General features: G+C 66.5%; 6 protein-coding genes. 4 read left to right on the top strand and 2 right to left on the bottom strand.

The annotated features are described in order from the left end of the window. Positions 1 to 53 precede the first annotated feature (53 nt). From G6N68_RS15795 to G6N68_RS15780, 4 genes are read left to right on the top strand one after another with little or no spacing between them, the layout of a single operon-like run. The gene (locus G6N68_RS15795; RefSeq protein ID WP_240355497.1) at positions 54 to 9,200 is read left to right on the top strand and encodes a non-ribosomal peptide synthetase; all 9,147 of its coding nucleotides are present in this window, start codon (positions 54 to 56) and stop codon (positions 9,198 to 9,200) included. Further along, on the top strand, positions 9,197 to 14,689 hold the full coding sequence (locus tag G6N68_RS15790) for a non-ribosomal peptide synthetase (protein ID WP_163713990.1): 5,493 nt from the start codon (positions 9,197 to 9,199) through the stop codon (positions 14,687 to 14,689). Before G6N68_RS15795 ends, G6N68_RS15790 begins: the two co-directional genes overlap by 4 nt. After that, positions 14,686 to 15,759 carry a saccharopine dehydrogenase NADP-binding domain-containing protein gene (locus G6N68_RS15785; protein ID WP_163713988.1) on the top strand — a complete coding sequence of 358 codons (1,074 nt, stop codon included), beginning with the start codon at positions 14,686 to 14,688 and terminating at the stop codon, positions 15,757 to 15,759. Before G6N68_RS15790 ends, G6N68_RS15785 begins: the two co-directional genes overlap by 4 nt. After that, on the top strand, positions 15,756 to 16,862 hold the full coding sequence (locus tag G6N68_RS15780; RefSeq protein WP_240355496.1) for a Gfo/Idh/MocA family oxidoreductase: 1,107 nt from the start codon (positions 15,756 to 15,758) through the stop codon (positions 16,860 to 16,862). The genes G6N68_RS15785 and G6N68_RS15780 overlap by 4 nt, the downstream gene beginning before the upstream one ends. Here the strand turns inward: G6N68_RS15780 and G6N68_RS15775 are convergent. Next, positions 16,797 to 19,136 carry an ABC transporter permease gene (locus G6N68_RS15775; RefSeq protein ID WP_163713985.1) on the bottom strand — a complete coding sequence of 780 codons (2,340 nt, stop codon included), beginning with the start codon at positions 19,134 to 19,136 and terminating at the stop codon, positions 16,797 to 16,799. The two genes, G6N68_RS15780 and G6N68_RS15775, sit on opposite strands and share 66 nt — an antisense overlap. Further along, complete coding sequence (locus G6N68_RS15770) at positions 19,133 to 19,834, bottom strand: ABC transporter ATP-binding protein (RefSeq protein WP_163713983.1); 702 nt, start codon at positions 19,832 to 19,834, stop codon at positions 19,133 to 19,135. The genes G6N68_RS15775 and G6N68_RS15770 overlap by 4 nt, the downstream gene beginning before the upstream one ends. Positions 19,835 to 19,946 lie beyond the last annotated feature (112 nt).

Below are 19,946 nucleotides of genomic sequence, written 5' to 3'. Positions count from 1 at the left end.
AGGCTGGCATGGCGTGCTGAGGGTCAGCCCACGATCGGAGGGGTGGAGGGATGGTGTTCGCAGCGACTGGGACACCCAGGTCTGGGACCGAACCTGGTCACGCCGAGCTGATCAATTCGTCCACCGCCGATCGACGCGCCAACGAAGTGATTGCGCAGTGGGTCGCGCGGCGCCCGCACGCCGTCGCGCTCCGAATGGTCGACGCGAGCGGAACGGATGTCTGGACGTACCGCAGGCTATGGGACCGGGTCTGCCAGATCCGCGACGGCGCCTTCGCCGACCTGCCCGTCGGCTCGCGAGTCGTCATGGCCCAGGCCGGCGATGCCGATTACGTGGCCGGGTTCGTCGCCGCACTGGAGGCCGGGCTCGTCCCGGTTCCGCTCTATCTGCCTGCCGCCGATGCGCCAGAGCGGTTTCTGCAACGGGCGCAACACATTTTGCGCGACTGTGCCCCGGCGGCGGTGTACACCAGTGCCGACCTCGTCGAGGCGCTCGGCCGCGATTCCCTGTTGGACGGGCTGGTGCTGCGAACCCCGGACTCGACGGCAGGCGCCGAGCGGCCACCCGCGTTGACCGACGCCCCACAGATCGCGTTCCTGCAGTACTCGTCGGGTTCGACGGGAGAGCCGAAGGGGATCATCAACACTCACGAATCGATGCTGCATCAGCTCGCCATCGCGACGGCGCTGTGGAACCGACCCGACGACATCCACACGGTCAGCTGGCTGCCCCTGTACCACGACTTGGGCATTTTCTGGGGGACACTGCTCGCGCTGGGCACCGGCGGCAGTGCGACCCTGATCCCGCCAACCGAGTTCGTGCGCAACCCGCGCATCTGGCTGGAAACCGTCGACCGGGTCCGCGGAAACTGGATCGCCGGACCGGATTTCGGTTATCGACTGTGCATCGACGCGTTCGACGACGCGGCGCTCGAAACCCTCGACTTGTCCTGTCTGAGGCTGGCGGTCAGCGGTGCGGAGCCCGTCCGTCCCTCCACGTTGCGTGGCTTCGTCGAGAAGTTTCGCGCGGCTGGTCTGAGCGATGACGTCATGGCACCGCAATACGGGCTCGCCGAAGCCGGCTTGGCCGTGTCCGGAACGCGGAACCCGCGCCGCTGGGTGCAATCGAACTTCGATGCCGAACAACTCAACCGCGGGCGCGCGATCGAGATTGATCTGCCCGCGCCGGGTCAGCGCACGCGCACGCTGGTGAGTTGCGGCAACAGCACATTCGGTTGGGATGTGCGCATCGTCGATCCGGAACGCCGAATCGTTGTGCCCGACGGGCATGTTGGCGAAATCTGGGTCGGCGGTACGGGGTTGCCACGGGGATACTGGCACCGGCCACGGGAGACGGCCGAAACATTCGGCGCCACAACGGCAGCCGGGACGGGACCTTACCTGCGGACCGGCGACGCGGGGTTCCGGAGCAATGGCGAGCTGTACATCTGCGGACGCTATCGCGACCTGATCATCGTCGGAGGCGGCAACTACTTCCCGAACGACATCGAGTCGACCGTCGAAGAGGCGCGCTTCGGGGTCGACAGCGGTGGAGCGTGCGCCGTGCAGCCCGACGGATGCGACGAATGGTGGCTGGTGTTGGAGGCTCCCGAAGCGTTAGCCGAGAACGCTGCCCGCGAAGATCTCGCCGACATCAGTCGGGTGCTGAGGCGCAGAATTCTCGCTGCGCATCACATCGCGCCGGAACGCATCGTGTGGCTGCGCCCCCGGGTGCTGCCCAGGACGACGTCCGGAAAAATTCGGCGACGCAAGACACTCGAGCTGCTCAACGCCGGCGCATTCGATGTGCTCCACGAGGTGTCCATTCGGCCGGACCCGTCCGAAACCGACCGACCGCCGGCCGAGTTGGCCGGATACGTTGCGAGCCTGCTCGGTGTGCACGTGCACGAACTCGGCAGTGGCACCGACCTCACCGAACTGGGGTTGACCTCCATGATGACCGCGCAGGTGGTCGAATGGGCAGCGACCGGGGGACGACAGCTGGACTTCGCGGCCTTGTATGCCGAACCGACACTGCGTAGTTGGCAGCGGCTCTTCGACACCGCCCCCGCCTTTTCGCCGCAGCACACCATCGCCGCCGGATCCGACATACCGACGACAGCGCTGCAACGTGCGTACTGGATCGGCCGCGGTGCGGAACAACCACTGGGTGGCGTGGGCTGCCAGACCTATTTCGAACTCACCGGCGCCACCATCGACCCGTACCGGCTCGATACCGCCCTGGGCGCGCTGGCGCGGCGACACCCAATGCTGCGCAGCATGTTTCCCGATGCGACGCGAGCCCGTGTCGCGCCGGAGAACATACATGCACCCCTGCAGGTCCACGATCTGACGGCGGCTACCGATGCCGCCCGGCGCCGACGCCTCGACGAGGTGCGGAACAGGTTGCGCACGCACCGGTTCGGCATCGAGAGTGGAGACACCTGGCGGGTCGAACTGACCTTGCTGCCCGACGGCTGCATCCTGCATTTCGCGTTTGATCTCATCATCGCCGACCTGACCAGCCTCGGCATCTTCCTGCGGGACCTGGCGACGTTGTATCGGGGCGAGGACCTGAGTGCCTTATCCGCGACCGTTCCCGCCCCCGCCCCCGAGCCGGCACTGTCGCCGAGCGACGCCGTCGAACGACTACCCGAAGGTCCACAACTGCCCCGGGCCGAGGAACGCGAAATCGCGTTCCGCCGTCGGCAACATCGGTTTGGTCCCAAGGTGACAACCGGCCTCGACGACGGGTGCCGGGCGCACGGAGTCACTCGGGCCGCGGTGTTCCTGGCCGCGTACGCCCTGGTGCTCCGGCATTGGAGCAGTACCGACGACTTCCTGATCAACGTCACGACCTTCGGTCGTCCGCCTGGTGTAGCCGATGTGATCGGAGACTTCACCAAGACGCATCTCTATCGGGCCGGTGCCGACGAGTTGACCGGTTTCGCGGACCAGGTACGCATCGCGCAGCGGGGTTTGCGCGCCGCACTGACCGCACCCGAATCCACCGAACTGCTGGCGGCGCAGCTGAAGTGCGGTACCGGTCATAGCGGAATCGCGCCGGTCGTCTTTACCTACGCGGCCGATACGACCGTCCTGCCACAACGTGACGCGGACACGCTCGGCTGCGTCGGCGAAATGTGTTCAATGACCCCGCAGGTGATCATCGACAACCAGGTGGGCGCCTACGGTGACGAGCTGATCGTGTCGTGGGACTACCGTGCGGGCTGCTTTCCGCCCGGTGTCGTCGAGGACATGTTCGGTACCTACGTCAGGCTGCTGGAGGGCTTGGCTGCCCACGACTGGTCTGCACCCCCGGAAATCGACCTGCCGCCGCATTCGCGCCTGGTCCGCCAACAACGCAACGCCACCACCGCTCCCAGACCGACGGGGTTGCTCTACGACGCGTTCCGGGAACAGGCGCGGCTCAATCCCACTCGGGTCGCGTTGCGCTGGGGGGCCGGCGAAGTCGACGTCGACAGCTACGGCGACCCGATTGCGGGTGCGCATGCCCAGTTGTCGTACGGTGCGCTCGACGAATACGCGCGCAGCGTCGCGGCGGCGCTGGCCAACCGGCATGCCCCGGGCTCGATCATCGGCATCCAGCTGCCCAAGGGGCCGGCCCAGATCGTCGCCGTGCTCGGGGTATTGATGGCCGGGTGCTGCTATCTGCCGGTCGGCCTGGACCAGCCGGCCGACCGCCTCGCGCGCATTTGCTCCAGGTCTGGAATGTCGGGGCTGATCCGGTCAAAGCACACGGAAATCGGTGTCGTTGACGGCCCGGAGCTGCACGACATCGAATCGTTGATCCGGTGCGCTCCGGCGGAACCGATTCGAGCGCGCCCGGACGAGACCGCCTACGTGATCTATACGTCGGGCTCCACCGGAGAACCGAAGGGCGTGCTGGTTTCTCATGCGTCGGCGTTGAACACCATCGCGGACGTGAACCGCCGCAACAAGATTGGTGGCAGGGATACGCTGCTGGCGCTGTCGGCGTTGGACTTCGACCTCAGTGTCTACGATATCTTCGGCCCGCTCGGTTGCGGCGCCAGCGTCGTGTGCATATCGGAGCAGTCGCGCCGCGACGCATTCCGCTGGAACGCCCTGATCAACGAATACGCCGTCAGCGTATGGAATTCGGTGCCGGCGTTGATGGACATGTTGTTGATCGCCGCGGGGGAGAGGGCCAACGCGCTGCCGAGTTTGCGCACGGTGTTCCTGTCCGGCGACTGGATCCCGCTGGACATGCCGAGGCGGTTACGCCATGCGGCGCCAGGCGCGCGCCTGGTCGCGATGGGTGGCGCCACCGAGGCCGCGATTTGGTCGAACGAGTTCGTGGTGATCGACGTCGCTCCCGAATGGGTGTCGATTCCCTACGGATATCCGTTGTCCAACCAAGCGTTTCGGGTTGTGGATGAGCTGGGTCGCGATCGACCCGACTATGTGCCGGGCGAACTCTGGATCGGCGGCGCGGGTGTCGCCCGCGGGTATCACAACGCCCCGGACCTGACCGACGAGCGATTCGTGGTCGACGAGACGGGCGAGCGCTGGTACCGCACCGGCGATCTCGGTTGTTACTGGCACGATGGAACCCTGCAATTCCTGGGTCGGCTCGATTCGCAGGTCAAGATCGGTGGTCACCGCATCGAGTGCGGTGAGATCGAGCACGTGCTGCGCGGCCATCCCCGGGTACTGGCCGCGACGGTGGTGCCGATTCACGCAAACACGGCACTGGGGGCGGTGGTCGTCGTTCGCGATATCGTTGAAGAATCCTCCGACGCCGCCGACGAGTTGCGGGCCTATCTCGCAGATCGGCTGCCGCAGTACATGATCCCAAAATCGTGGGTCTGCCGCGGCGAACTGCCGCTTACCGCGAACGGGAAGGTCGATCGGCGCTGGGCCGCCATGGAGGTGGAGACCTTCGCGCGCGCGGCGGCGGGCGGGCATGACGCCACCGGACTGAGCGCGGTGGAACAACTCGTCGCCGACGTCTGGTCCGAGGTGCTCGGCACCCCGATCACGCGACGGGAAGACAACTTCTTCGCCCACGGCGGTGACAGCTTGCGCGCGACGGCGGTGGTAGCAGAGCTCAAACGCAGGGGAGTGCGCGGTGCGGCGGTCGGTCAACTGCTCAAGCAGCAAACGCTGGGTGAGTTCAGCTCTTCCTGCATAGTCGGTCGACTTCCGTCTGATCCGGCCCCTTGCAGCGTCGACCCCGTTCGGCCTGAGGCGGGCTTCCCCCTGACGCGTCTCCAGCAAGCCTACGTGCTGGGCAGCGCTGGGTTGAACGGAAGTGTTCGTGCACCAACCCATTTCGCCATCGTTCTGGCGGCGAACGCCCCCGAGGCCAGCATCGACATCGATCGCTTCGCGGCCGTGGTCGGGCGATGTGTCGACGAGTTCGCCATGCTGCGTTGTGCCTTGGCGTCCGACACCGACCAGCGCGTGCATTCCGCTGCCGCCAACGTGGCGGTACACGCCGTCGACGCCGCCGACCCGGACGGCTTGATGCAGCGCATGGCAAGCGCGGCGTTCGACCCGCGGGCCGTTCCCGCCATCCAGTGCTTCGCCCCGTCCGGCCCGTCACGATATGTCGGACTGCTGATCAACTATCTGAGCCTCGACGCCCGCAGCCTCGCCACCGTCATCGCGACGATTGTCGCCGACTACCAGCAGGCCCCCCGACCGTGCCAAGTCGATCCCACCGCAGACGTTTTCGTTCGGTTCGTCACCGAAAGTACGGAAAATCAAGACTCCGGCCAGATTTCCAGCCTCGATGTCAGTGCGCCGCCGGCGCTGCCGCTGCGCGCCCAACGCCCCGACGGTAGAGACCGAGTCGGTTTCGCCCGATCGAGTTTCACGCTGGACCCCCACGCGTATGCCGACCTGCGGGACCGCGCAGCGAAGCTACGTGTCACCCCCACCGCGCTGATCTTCGAGGCATTCACCGACGCGCTGCACGCCATGGGCGCGGGCGAGCGGTTTGCCGTCGTCGTACCCACATCGCACCGGCCGGAGTATGCCCGCGCCGACCGTGAGGTGTTGGGCAATTTCACCCGACTGGCGTTGTGCGACATCGACTACAGCGTCGCCCGGCCGGGTTCGCCGGCCGCCGTCACCGCAGCGCAAGAGCAACTGTGGGGTGCGGTCGGCGGCGACACCGATGCCACCGGGCAGCTTGCCGCGCTGCGGGCGGCCGGTTCCGCCGAGTACCCGGTCGTGTTCACCAGCACGCTGGGTCTCGTCCCGTCGGGAGCTGCTGGCTTGTCGAGCATCCGGACGCTGACCCAGACCCCGGGCGTCATGCTGGATTGTCAGGTCGAGGACGACACGGGTGGCGCCAGGATCAGCTGGGACACCGCCATCGGCATCGTTGCCGACGAACCACTGGCCGCCGCGTTCGCGCACTTTGAGCGCGCGGTCCGCCGGTACGCGGGACAGGGCAACCAGCCGATAGGCCCGGTCGGGGTGGTCGCGCCAGTCGCGCAAACCGGCGAGTGGGCCAGCGCGGTGATTGCCGCGGCGGCCAGTTTCTGCGCTGCCGAGCGGATCCGCCCCGAATATGCGGAGCTGGTGCGACTTTGGCGGCAGCTGCCGAATACTTCTGCAGTAGATGCGGTAGAGCCCGTTACGGCTCGGGCGGCACGGAGGTTGGCCGACATCGTCACCGGCGCGGCCTCGCCGCAGACGCTGATCGGCGACCCGCAGCTCTCGCCCGAGGCGATGCTGCTCGCCGACGAGCGGCTGCACTGGGCGCTCGACGACCTCAGCGAACGGATCTTCGGACATTCGCGGCAGCTCGGCCGACGGCTTCGCCTCATCGAAATCGGGTCTCGGACCGGACTGATCACCGAGCGGCTCACCGACCTGGTCGGCGCGGTCGTCGACGAGTACTTGTGCTTCGAGCCGAACCCGGTGCTGGCCGAGATTGCTGCCGGACGACATCTCACCACCGGCACCGCCGCTATCAGGCAGCTCACGTCACCGGAGCAGATCGCCGCCACCGCGGTCGATGTGGTGATCTGCTGTGGCTCGCTGCATCAGCTTCCCGACGCGGGGTCGGTGTTCGGTGCGCTCACCGTGGCCGACGGCGGCTGGCTCTGGGTGGCCGAGGTCTGCGAGGTCACCTCGGCGACGTTGGCCAGCGCTGCCGTACTCAACCCGGCTTTGGTATCGGCGAATTCATTGCCCACGGCGGACCGGTGGTGGCGGTTCATCGCGGATCAGCGTTGGCAACCGGCGCAGATGACTCAGGATGGCCCCGGCGTGACCATCATCGCCTACCGGCAACCGCGGTCCGCGCGACCGAAAACGACGCCGCGCGCCGATACGGCGCCGCCACTGACCGCCCCGGAGTCGACGCCCGCGGCCGATCCCTCGGTGCTCGCCACGATCGCCGAGATTTGGCAACGGCATCTGATTGACCGGACACCCACCGCGACCGACGACTTCTTCCTGCTCGGCGGCGACAGCATCGTGGCGACCCGGGTCTACTCCGATCTGCGCGCCGCCGGCTTCGGGCAGTTGGCCCTCGTCGACCTGTTCAACTACCCGGTGCTGGGCGAACTCGCCGCGCATGCCGGTGCACCCACGGCGCAACTGCCCTCGGAGCCCCCGGAGCCCGCGCAGGCAGGCCGACCGAGTGGCAGCACCGAGTTTCCGCTCACCACGGTCCAGCAGGCGTATCTGGCGGGGCGGGTCGACGGCTTCCTGCTCAGCGGCGTTGCGGCACACTGCTATTTCGAGTTCGAGGCTACGGATTTCGACCGGTCGAGGTTCGAGACGGCCGCACGGCAGCTCGTCGAACACCACCCCGGATTGCGCACCACGGTGACGACCACTGCGAACGACACCCGGCCGGCGCGCTTCCACGCCGTCGTGCACCCCGCACCGCTCGAGCCCGTCGTGCACGAATACGAAGACGTGCGCGCCCGAATGCGCGATCAGGTCATCGATGTCACCACGCGGCCCGGAATCGACTTCGGGATCCAGGTCGAAGACGGCCGCACCATCGTCGGGATCAGCATGGACAACATCATGCTGGACGGGACCAGCATGATGATCGCCCTTGCCCACCTCGAACATCTCTATCGAGGTGGCAGCATCGATGACTTGCCGTCATTGCAGACAACTTTCGCCGACTACGTGAACAACCATCCGGAAATGTGGCCGGACACCGACGAATCGGCGCTGCCTCAGTTGGCGGCCAGCCGCGACTACTGGCGTACCCGCCTGTCGTCGTTGCCGCCCGCGCCGGAGCTGGTGTCACTGCAGGAAATCCTCGATATCGACACTCCGGTGTTCGAACGGGTGGAAGCGGTTGTCGCCAAGGCCGACTGGGAACGGATCACCCGGACCTGCCGGAACGAGCGAGTCACCCCATCCGCGTTCCTGCTGGCCAACTATGCGCGAGCGCTGGCACAGTGGGCCGGAGCATCCCACTTCTGCGTGAACGTCACCCTGTTCGACCGGGACCCCGGCGTGCCCGGGATCGACGACGTCATCGGCGATTTCACCTCGCTGCTGCTGCTGGAGTGCCATGTCGACGCGACCGCGTCGATCTGGGAGCAGGCCCGTCGGGTGCAGCGCCAGCTACTCACCGACCTGCCCCATCGCTCTTCGGACGCGGTATGGCTGCAACGTGAACTCCTGCGCCACCACGGCCGACCGGCGAACGCGGTGTACCCGGTGGTTTTCACCAGTGGACTCGGACTGGTCGATAACTCCCGCCGGCCGTCGTTCGATCTCGGCGCGCTCGTGTACGGCATCTCGCAAACGCCGCAGACGCTGCTGGACTTCCAGATGTGGGAGCGTGACGGATCGCTGTCGCTGTCGTGGGACTTTGTCACGCAGGCGATTTCACCGGAGATCGCCCGGCGGAATCTCGACGAGATGGTCGGCGCAATGATTGCGGCGGTGTCGGAGCAGGCCGCAATTGACGACGAGCTCGTCCAGCGAATCATGGCGATCTGCGCCGAAGCCCTCGGTCTGCCGCGGGTGGCGAAGTCCGACAACTTCTTTCAACTTGGCGGCGACTCGGTGTCCGCGACCAGCGTGGTGGAGAGGTTACACCGCGAAGTGTCGGACACGGCGGCCTTGCGACTGCTGTTCGAGAACCCGGTGATCGGGGACTTCAGCGAAAAGCTGGCACAGCTCAGCGTCGCCGACAGTGCGGATTTTGAAGAGGGCGTGTTGTGAGCGCCGTGACGCTGATCGACCAGGTGCGCCGCCTGGGCGTGCAACTCTGGGTCGACGGTGAGAACCTGCGCTTTCGGGCTCCGCAGGGCGTCTTGGGTCCCGATCTCAAGGCGGCGCTGTCGGCAGCCAAAGCGGACGTCATCGCGGAGTTGGCCCGCGAAACCGAAGTGCTGCGGGCGCCGGAGGATAGGTTCGAGCCGTTTCCGCTCACCGACGTACAGGCGGCGTATTCGGTGGGACGCACGTCGGCGTTTCGCTGGGGTGGCGTTGGTTGTCACGGATACGCCGAGTTCGCCGTCGACCACAGGGTGGCGAGGCCGTCCGCCGCCCAGTATCGCTCGGCGTGGTCCAAGGTCGTCGATGCGCATGACATGTTGCGTTGTGTCGTGGACCCCGATGGCTACCAGATCATTCGCCCCGACCTCGACGATCGCCTGTCGGTTCTCGAAAACCCCGACCGCAAACAGATTTCGCGCGACCGAGCCCGGATCGCGGGCGAGCTGAAAAATCGCGTCTACCCGCTGGGCGAAGGCCCAATGTATGACATCGTGGTGACCATCGGTCCGGACGACGCCGTGGTACACGTGTCGGTTGACCTGCTGATCGCCGATTTCGTCAGCATCTTCATCGTGATGACCGATTTCGGGCAGGCGCTGTTGGACCCGGAATATGTGCCTCCGGCACCGGAATTCAGCTTTCGCGAGTACCTGCTCAACCTCACTCGCCACCGCAACTCGGTGGCCGGTTCCCGGCGCCGGCAACGCGACCTGGACTACTGGCGGGCTCGGCTCGAGGAGTTGCCGCCCCCGATATCGTTGCCGCTGCTGCCTGAGGGTCGGGGGCGCGACGCCGGCTCGGCGGACGTCGCACCGACCTTCTCGCGGAGGTCGATGCGGCTGGCGGCCAGCCGATTTACGGCCTTCGGCGACTACGCGACCGAGCGCGGCGCCACCGCCAGTGTGGCGATCGCGACGGCATTCAGTTGCGTCCTGGGCCGCTACGGTGACCGCGATCATTTTCTGTTGACACTGACGACGATGGCCCGGCATCCGTTCACCCCGGATGTCGGTCGACTGGTCGGGGACTTCACCGGGACCAGCGTGCTGGAAGTAGACGTACGCGGCCAGCGCCCGTTCGCCGAACTCCTGGGCGGGATCGGCCGGCGACTCTTCGAGGACATGGACCATGCCGGCGTCGACGGCATCGAGGTGGCCCGCATGCTGGCGCAAACCGCCGAAAACCGTGACGAACACTCACCGGTGGTCCTGACGTCGACGCTCGGGTTCGACGTCCAGAGCGCACCCTTCCTGCGTCCGATACCGGGACGGGGACTGAGCCAAACCCCGCAGGTGCTGTTGGACTGCCAAGTGTTCGAGATCGACGGTGTCTGCGAGATCAACTGGGACACCCGGGACGGGGCGATCAGCGACGAGGTCCTCGACCGCGCTTTCGCCGACTTCCGCGACGCCCTAGAGAAGCTCAGCTCCGACCCGCTGGCATGGGACCAACCGCTACTTGCCGTGTCGGCTCCACAACGCACCCCGGTACCGCTCGGTGGCCACGGCGCTTTGATCCATTCCGGGTTCTTGCAACAAGCCGCGCGGACGCCGGATGCGGTGGCGATCCGGCACGGTGAGCGGTCGACAACTTACGGTGAGCTGCTCGCCGCCGCCCATGCGGTCGCCGCCGAATTGTCCGCCGCCGGTGCCGGTATTGGCGGCTACGTCGGAATTCGCCTGCCAGCGGGACCAAGTCAGGTCGCGGCGATCCTGGGCACCGCCCTCACTGGTGCGGCGTACGTGCCGCTCGATGTGGCGTGGCCGGACCACCGGGTCGCGCTGATCACCCAGCAGTGTTCGTTATCCGCCATGTGCGAGCCCGGTGGACGGGTCGATGAACTGCTCGCCGACCCGGCGACCTGGCTACCGCGCACCACCGCGGTTGCGGCGACGCCGGCGACGTCGCTCTTGCCGGACAGCACCGCCTATGTGATCTTCACGTCAGGCTCTACCGGAACGCCCAAGGGCGTCATGGTAAGTCACCGAGCCGCCTGGAACACCATCGACGACGTCAACGATCGGCTGGATATCCAGGCAACCGACTCCGTGCTCGCCGTCTCGCAGCACACGTTCGATCTGTCGGTGTACAACATCTTCGGGCTGCTGGCCGCCGGCGGCGCCATCGTGTTCGCGGCGGGAGCGGCCCGCAACGACCCGCAGGCCTGGGCCGACGCCATCGCTAAACATCGCGTGACGGTGTGGAATTCCGTGCCCGCACAGATGCAACTACTACTCGACCACCTGGGCGATCGCGCGATGCTGCCAAGTCTGCGGCGAATCATGCTGTCGGGCGACTGGATTCCGGTGTCCCAGCCCAAACAGATCGCCTCGCTGGCGCCGGAGGCCGCCATGCTGAGTCTCGGCGGCGCGACCGAAGCCGCCATCTGGTCGATCTGCTATCCGCTAGAGGCACGCCGATACGGGCGCAGCGTCCCGTACGGGACCGCGATGCGCAACCAAAGCGTGCACGTTCTCACCCACCGCGGCGAGCCCGCGGCGCCCTGGCAGATCGGTGAAATACACATCGGCGGAGTGGGTCTCGCGCAGGGATATCTCGGTGACCCCGATCGCACCGCCGCCGCGTTCATCGAGCATCCGGTCAGCGGCGAGCGGCTGTACCGCACGGGCGATTTCGGTCGATACACCGACGATGGCGTGATCGAGTTGCTCGGGCGGCGTGACAATCAGGTCAAGATCCGCGGTCACCGCATCGAACTGGCCGAAGTGGATTCGGCACTGTGCCGGATCCCCGGGGTGCGGACCGCGATGAGTGCCGCCATCGGGCAGGCGCCGCACGACCGGATCATCGCGGCAGCGGTGGTCCCGGGCACCGCGGACGACCGCGAGAGATCCGAACGCCGTTGCAGCGCGAAAGCGGTCCGCCACAGCCTCGACAAAGCGCATCAGCACCAGACCGCGGACCTCGACGGCGAAAAGCTGCTCCGCTTCGCCGCGGCCGCTCGCACGGTTGCGCTGCAGAGCATGTGCGCGGCATTGGGTACGGTTGCACGCCCCGGTGAACCGATCACCGTCGACGAGCTAGCCCAACGCCTCTCGCTGCCCGACCGACTCAGCCGACTGCTGCGCCGCTGGCTCGATGCGCTCGACGACGCGGGCATGGTCACGATGAGGCCGGGTTCCAGGCTGGAACTGCCCGACCTACAAGAACTTTCGGACTGCGCCGCCCAGTGGCAGCGGGTGCGCGAACTCGGTGCCGCCGTCGACTACGGCGACGACCTGTTGGCCTATGTGGGTGAGTGCATCGAGAACCTACCCGGCTTGCTCGCCGGTACCGTCGACCCGCTCGGGCTGCTGTTTCGAGAGGGAACGGTCGGCACCGCGACCGCCGCCTACCGCGACAACCTGATCAGCCAATACACCAACCGACTGGTCGTGTCCGGCGTAGCCGCTCGCGCGAGCCGGGCCACGGCGGCACGACCCCTGCGGGTGTTGGAGGTCGGCGCCGGTGTGGGCGGCACCAGTGCGGACCTGGTCACCGCGCTCGCGCCCTACCACGTGCGGTACACGTTCACCGACGTGTCGAACTTCTTCCTGCTCCGGGCCAGCCAGACGTTCGCCGACCACGACTTCATCGACTACCGGATGTTCGACATCAATCGTTCCCCCGCGGAGCAAGGCTTCTCGCCGCAATCCTTCGACGTCATCGTCTGCGCCAACGTGTTGCACAATGCGGTCAACATCGACGACACGCTCGTCATGCTGGACCGACTGCTAACGCCCGGCGGATCACTCGTCTTCATCGACGCCACCGGCGTCAACCACCCACTGATGATTTCGATGGAATTCAAAGAGGGCCTGCACGGGTTCACCGATGCGCGCGCCGGGACGAATGCGGCGTTTCTTTCCTACCCGCAATGGGTTACAGCCCTGCAGCGTTCGCCGTTCGGTGAGGTGTGCAGCTTTCCGCCGGCCGAGCACCCGCTGGGTTGGCTCGGCCAGCACGTGTTCTGGTGCGACTCCGCCTCGACCGCGCACTCGTTGCGGTCCACCGAGATGATCGAACGTGCGGGGCAGCTCTTGCCGAGTTACATGATTCCGCAACATCTCATCTGCCTGCCCACCTTGCCACTGACGGCCAACGGCAAGGTCGATCGGGCGGCGGTGACGGCCGAACTCGAAGCGCTGCGAGCCGCGGCTCGACTCGACAGCGCCGGCGGTACCGGTCCGGATGGAGTCGCGTGTCAGCACTTGGACGGCGTGCAATCCCGCATCGCCGACATCTGGGCGTCGGTGCTCGGGCTGCCGTCCAGCGAATCCTTCTCACCCGCATCAGACTTCTTCGCCCTCGGCGGCGACTCGCTACTCATGGCGCAGGCGATTGGGCGGATCCGCCGCGAAATTCCCGAGGCCTCCGGCCTGGCCTGGGATGATCTGCTGCGCGCAATGGTCTCCAACCCCAGCCTGGGCGCGGCCGCCGAGGCAGTGCGCGGCGGCACGGAGGTCCGGCCGGCTGGGTCTGGCCACGAAGGAATCGGCTCGCCGCTGGTGTACCTCGGTGCGGGCCAAGGCTTTACCCCGGGCACCGAGATCGCGGTGTGCGTGCACGACGGAAGCGGGGGATTGGCCCCGTATGCGCAATTGGTGCCGCAGCTGCTTGCCATGGGTGAGCAAGTGCCCGACCTGTATGGGCTGCAGAGGATTCCGGGCGACGGCTACGCGGAGATCGAACCCGCGCAGCTGTTCACCACACTGGCCGCGCGCTACAGCGCGCCGATTGTGGCCTTGGCGCCCACCAAGGTTCATCTGTTCGGCTATTGCATGGGTGGGCTGCTGGCAGCCGAGATCGCAAAGTGTCTGGAAGAGTCCGGAATTGACATCGGCACGGTGACCGTGGCCAGCTCGTACCGGGTCCCGATGGACGTCGAAGACGACGACATCCTCGACTACTGCTTCGCCCAAATCCTGCAGGTGCCACCGGAAGCGCTCGGCCTGCAGGTTGACGGCGACGCCATCCGCGGCGCCTTCACGCGCGCCAGGGCCCGGTACGCCGACGTGATACCGGCCGGCGCGCTGCGCAGCGAGGCCGAACCGGTGCTCGCGGAGTGCCTTGAGCGCAGCGCGAAACCCGGGGAGCCACGCCTACGGCTGCTGGCCGAATCGGGCGTCTTGGGCGAGTCCTGGGATGTCGAGACCCTGACAGAACTGCGGTCGATCTTCGTACACAGCCTGCGGGCGGTGGTGCATGGCGGGGCCGAGCCGTTCCTGGGTGACATTCACTTCCTCAGACAACGAGGTGACATCCATTTCCTGCCAACGCTGCAGGAAGACATGACCGCATTCTGGTCCGACTACTGCCTGGGCAAGTTGACGGTCAGCACCATCGACGGCAACCATTTCGATTGTTTGGCCGGCGAAAACGCGGAAGCCGTCGCCAAACTTCTCGTGGACTCTTGGGTCAGCGGCCCGTGACCGGCGTGCTACTGCTCGGCGGTACCGGGGCGGTCGGACGGGGCTGCTTCGACGTCCTGACGCGGCTGGGCGGCATACATTTCGTGCTTGCCGGCCGCGACGAGGCAAGGCTTCGCGCGGTAGCCTCTGGCGTCGACGTCGAGATCGCGCGCATCGACGTCACCGATGCGGCCGCCGTGGCCGCCGCGGCGACGCACTGCGACGTCGTCATCAACTGCGCCGGACCGTCAACACGGTTCAGCGCACAGGTCGCCGAAGTCGCCATCGCCGCGGGGGTGCCCTACGTCGACCCAGGGGGTGACCACGCGCTCATAGACCGGCTCACGGCGTACGGCACGGGCGTTCCCGTCGTGCTGCAGGCGGGTGTGCAGCCCGGGCTTTCCGGACTGCTGCTGCGGCTGCTCGCACTGCACCGAGCCGGCGCGATCGACGATGTCACCGCGTGGTGCGGCGGACTACAAGAACTGACATCGGCCTCGGTGCTCGAATACCTCGCCAGCCTGCACGACACCCAAAGCCATTCCGGTGCTGTGTTGCGGGACGGCGTGATTCGGCGGGCCACTCCCGACGACTGCGTGCCGGCGCCCGCGCCACATTTCTCGCAATCCGCCACCGCGCGCCCCCATCTCGACACCGAAACCGTCGCGGTGGCGGCACATCTCGGCATTGACAGTGTCTGCTGGATGAACGTTTTCGACGGCGCCCACACCACCCGGGCCATGCAGCGGCTGGCGATCGATGACGAACGATCGCACGACCTGGAAGCGGTACGGTCGGCGGCCAAACTGGACCTGTTTGGTCGCGAACCCTATTTCGCGATCGTCGCGCGCGCTCACGACAGCCTGGGCTCGACGACCGCCGCGTTCAGCTGTCCGGACAGCTACCGCGCCACCGGGGCCGTGGCGGCCTTTGCGGCCATGCAGGTCGCGAACATGCCGGCCGGGGTCCACCCGTTCTGGAGCATCGACGAACCGTCCCGGGCGCTCGAGTTCGTGACCGACGCGATACCCCAAGCGACGCTGTCGTGTTGCCGCGATTCGGCACTGCCGATCGAAGAAGGCGCGCTGTGACGGCGCGTCGGCGGCCGCGGGCGATCGTCGTCGGAGCCACCTTCGGAGCTATCTACGCCGAGGCACTGGCGGCACCGAATTCGCCGGTCGAGTTGGTTGGCCTGGTCTCCACCGGGTCCGCGGCATCGGCCGAGCTCGCGGATCGCCTGGGGGTGCCGCTGCATACGCGCCTGGACAGCCTGCCGAGCACCGACATCGCTTTTGTGGTGGTCCGCTCGGGCGTGGTGGGTGGCGAGGGTGTCCAGATCAGCGAGCAGTTGCTGGCGAGGGGCATTCACGTCATGCAGGAGCAACCGGTGCATGCCGACGAAATCCTGTCCCTGCTGCGCGTCGCCAAGAAGAATGCGGTGCTCTACGGTGTCAACGACTTCTACAGCCGCGTCGCACCGGTGCGCCAATTCATCAGGGCCGCAAAGACTCTCGACAAGCAGTCACCGATCCGCTACGTCCATGGGCGCTCGGCGATCCATGTCGCCTACCCCTTGTTCATCATCCTCAGCAAGGTCGTCGGCCCGCTGACGCCCGCCAGGATTACCGTGCCGCACCCAACGGACAGCGGCCCTTTCGTCGCCGGCCGTCTCGTCCTCGGCGACGTGACCGTCGACCTGCTCATCCAGAACGAACTGTGCGCCAGCGACCCGGACAGTCAGCTGCGGCTGCTGCACGCCATCACCGTGGGATCCGATGCCGGTGAACTGGTCCTGGCCCACACCCACGGGTCGACGCGGTGGCATCGACGTCCTCGTGCGGAAGCCGCCGTCCCCGTGGACTCCGCCGCACCGATCGCCGAGCTCGTCGGCACCGCCTTCGAACCGACCGCCGCCGAAGTGCGAAACAAGCTGTGGCCAGAGGCGATTCGTTGTGCGGCGAAGGACTTCGTCGAGTCGATCGATCGTTCCCGTTCGCCGATGTCGCAGAGATTCGTCCGCGCGGCGCGACTCTGGTCGGACTTCACCTCGGCGCTAGGCCCCGCGCAGCCGATCGAACGCGAAACGCCAATTCTGTTGTCGGCCGCGGACTTGACCAATGACACCGATTCACAAGGCACGTTCTCGGACAATTCGGGCCAGATCGAGGCCGTGAATTCGTCGCACAACGGATAATTGGGCCAACGCGGCGGCAAGGAGCATGGCGCCCGCCACCACCACGGGCGTCGTCGGCCGCATGTCGAGCCGAAGGTGGTAGCCGAGGCTGTGATAAGTGGACAGCAGACGATCCGCGAGCAGGACACCGCCCACCACCCCAAACGGGATCGCAAGCAATGCGAGGCCGACGTTTTCGGCGGCGATCAACCGGGACATCATGCCGGCGCCCATGCCTTGGGCATGTAGTGCACCGAACTCACCGATCCGTTCGGATATGTTGGCCGACATCGCGTTATACAAGAGGGCGGCCGCCATGACGGTGGCGAAAACGAGCATGATGCCTACCAGGGTGTCGTAGAGGCTGAAGGCCTTCCGCATGGTCGCCGCGAGCGACGTCGTGGACCGGAACGCCACCACTCCCGGTAGTGCGGCTATCCGGTCGCCGGCCGCGCGCTCGTTGGTGCCGGGTCTGAACTTGATCAGCACACCGTTGACCGGCAGCGAATCCGCGTGCGCCCGTAGCTGGTCCAATGAGATGTACACGACCGGGGAGAACGGTTCGTCGACGAATCCGGCGACCCGCTCGCTGAACCGGATCCCGGATTGGGGCAGCACGATCTCGATGCGGTCGCCCAGCGAGGTAGACAGCAATTCGCGCAAACCCACCCCGAGCAAGACACCATCACCGGTGAGCCGGTCCGCGCCCGATTCTCCTGGAAAGGTGTGCAATTGAGTTTCCGGTGCCAGCCCGACCAGTTGGGTTTCGTATCGATGGTCACCGGAATAGACGCTGATGCCGTAAGCGCTATAGGCCTCGGCCGCAGCGACATCGGGATCTCCGCGCAGCTTGTCCATTACCGCGTCGGACGGGCCGGACAGCACGGCCTCACCGTCTTGTCGCGCGATCTGCCCGAATTGCCGATGCACCGTACCGGGAAGGGTGTCGCGCATACCCGCGAAAACCATTACCAGAATGATGGACACCGTCACCCCCACCACGGTGAACGACGTGCGCCGACGGTTCCGCGAGATGGCCCGCAGCACCATCCGCCAGCGCGACGGGACGCGTCCCAGCGCCGGGATCAGTCGCTCGATCAGGCTGAGGCGACCGCGATCCATCGGTGGGGCGATTCGCATCGCCTCGGCGGGTTGCATTCGCGCCGCCGCATTGGCCGGCGCCACCGCGGCCAACAGCGCGACGGCGACCGCTGCGACGGCGGCGATCACATAGGTGAGCGGGTGAATCGTGGTGAGCTGCATGGGTAGCGCGATGGCCGTCGTAAACCTGGTGGTGATCCATCCGCTGAGGAAGTAGCCGCCGCACAACCCGGGCACCGCCCCCAACACGGCACAGGCGACCCCGTAGCCGAGATAGTGCCTGCGCACGGCGGCTGTCGAAAGTCCATTGGCCACCAGGGTTCCGATCAGTGCTCGCTGTGCCGCGACGATTCGGGACAGCAGCACATAGGTGCCGAGCACGACGGCCGCAAGGAACAGCCACGGCAACAGCCCGGCGAGGCTGCGGAACTGCATGACGTCGTCCCGCAGGGTGTGAAACGACGCCTGGTCTTCGCGAGCTACGAACTGCAGCCCGGCCTTTCGGGCCAGGTCGCCGGCTGCCGCGGTCAGGGTGTCCGCCGCCGAACGGTCCTGCGCGTAGACCACGATCTGCTCGGTCGCGTCGGGTACTGCGCGCTGCAATTCGTCGTCGGGCAGGAAGACCACGCCGAAATCTTCGGGCGTGGTGAGAACCTCCTGGGCGGAGCGTGCGGGCCAGAGATACTCGGGGGAGAGCGCGCAGCCGATAACCGTAACCGGTTGCCAGCCTTGCCGTCCCAGCAGCTCGACGGTGTCTCCGGGATCAAGGTGATGGTGGTCGGCCACATGCTGTTCGACCACCAGCTGCCCGGCGCCGGGCAGCGCACCCGCGCGCAGGTCGAGCAACGACACCGTCGGTTGCCGGGAAGCGGGTACGCCGATGGCGCGGCCGTACAGCGCGTGTCCGTTCACTCGGATGCCGACGTCGGCTTGATGGCGGACCTCGACGAGCGGCCTGCCCGGCAGTGCGGCGGCGTCGTCGCGCAGCGCGGCTGCCCCGAGTCCGGACAGGATCGCATCCGGCAGCCGCTGGGCTGCGTAGGTTCGGTCGAAGGATTGGTCAAGATTTCGGTAGCTGTCTGTGGCGCCGATGAATACGGCCACGCCGATGGCGATGATCGCGGCGATGGCCAGGAAGCGCCATCGTTCCCCCCACACGTCACGACGCAATTTGCGTCGCAAAGTACGGCTCACCAGTCCAATTCCGATGCGTTCACCGGATTTTCGATCCGCTCGGCCTTGCTGATCGCGCCCGAGTGCAGCCACAGCACCCGATCCGCCATCCGCGCTATCTCGGAATTGTGTGTCACCAGGACGATGGTCTGAGTACCGGTGCGAGCCAGGTCGCTTAGCGCAGCCAAGACTTGTCGTCCGGTGCTCAGGTCGAGGCTTCCGGTGGGTTCATCGCAGAGCAGCAGCGGAGGCTGCTTGACGATCGCCCGGGCGATCGCAACGCGCTGCTGCTGGCCCCCGGACAGTTGGGCGGGGAAGCGGTCCGCGACGTCGCCGACGCCCACTCGTTCCAGGGCGGCACGACTGCGGGCCCGCGCATCGGGTCCGGTCAGCTCGGCCAGGAGTTCGACATTCTCGAGTGCCGTCAGCGTGGGCACCAGGTTGAAGAATTGAAAGACGAAACCGACATGCTCGCGGCGATACTGAGTGCGGCGCTTGCGGTCGAACCGACCGATGTTTTGACCGTCGACCTCGATCTCGCCGTCGGACGGCTGCTCGATGCCACCGATGATGTTGAGCAGCGTCGTCTTTCCCGATCCTGACGGGCCGAGCAGCACCACGAATTCGCCGGCGGTGACTTCCAGATCGACGTCGTGCAGGGCGACAACTCGGGTGGGTCCGCTGCCGTACGTCTTGCCGATATTGGCCAATCGCAGCATGTCCTCACTATTTCAGAACTCACCCGTCATACCCACCTCCTGGGTGACGTCAACACCTGCCGCGCTCAATAGCTTCGACCAGGGTGACTCTTCGAGAGAAGACACGAGCAGG

Origin of the sequence: Mycobacterium bourgelatii, assembly GCF_010723575.1 — a bacterium.
Classification (GTDB): domain Bacteria; phylum Actinomycetota; class Actinomycetes; order Mycobacteriales; family Mycobacteriaceae; genus Mycobacterium; species Mycobacterium bourgelatii.
This window is presented reverse-complemented; position numbering and strand designations above follow the sequence as displayed.

What these genes read in the sequence shown, in the direction of transcription:
- G6N68_RS15770 (WP_163713983.1), bottom strand. Translation starts at nt 19,834, where the DNA reads ATGCTGCGATTGGCCAATATCGGCAAGACGTACGGCAGCGGACCCACC.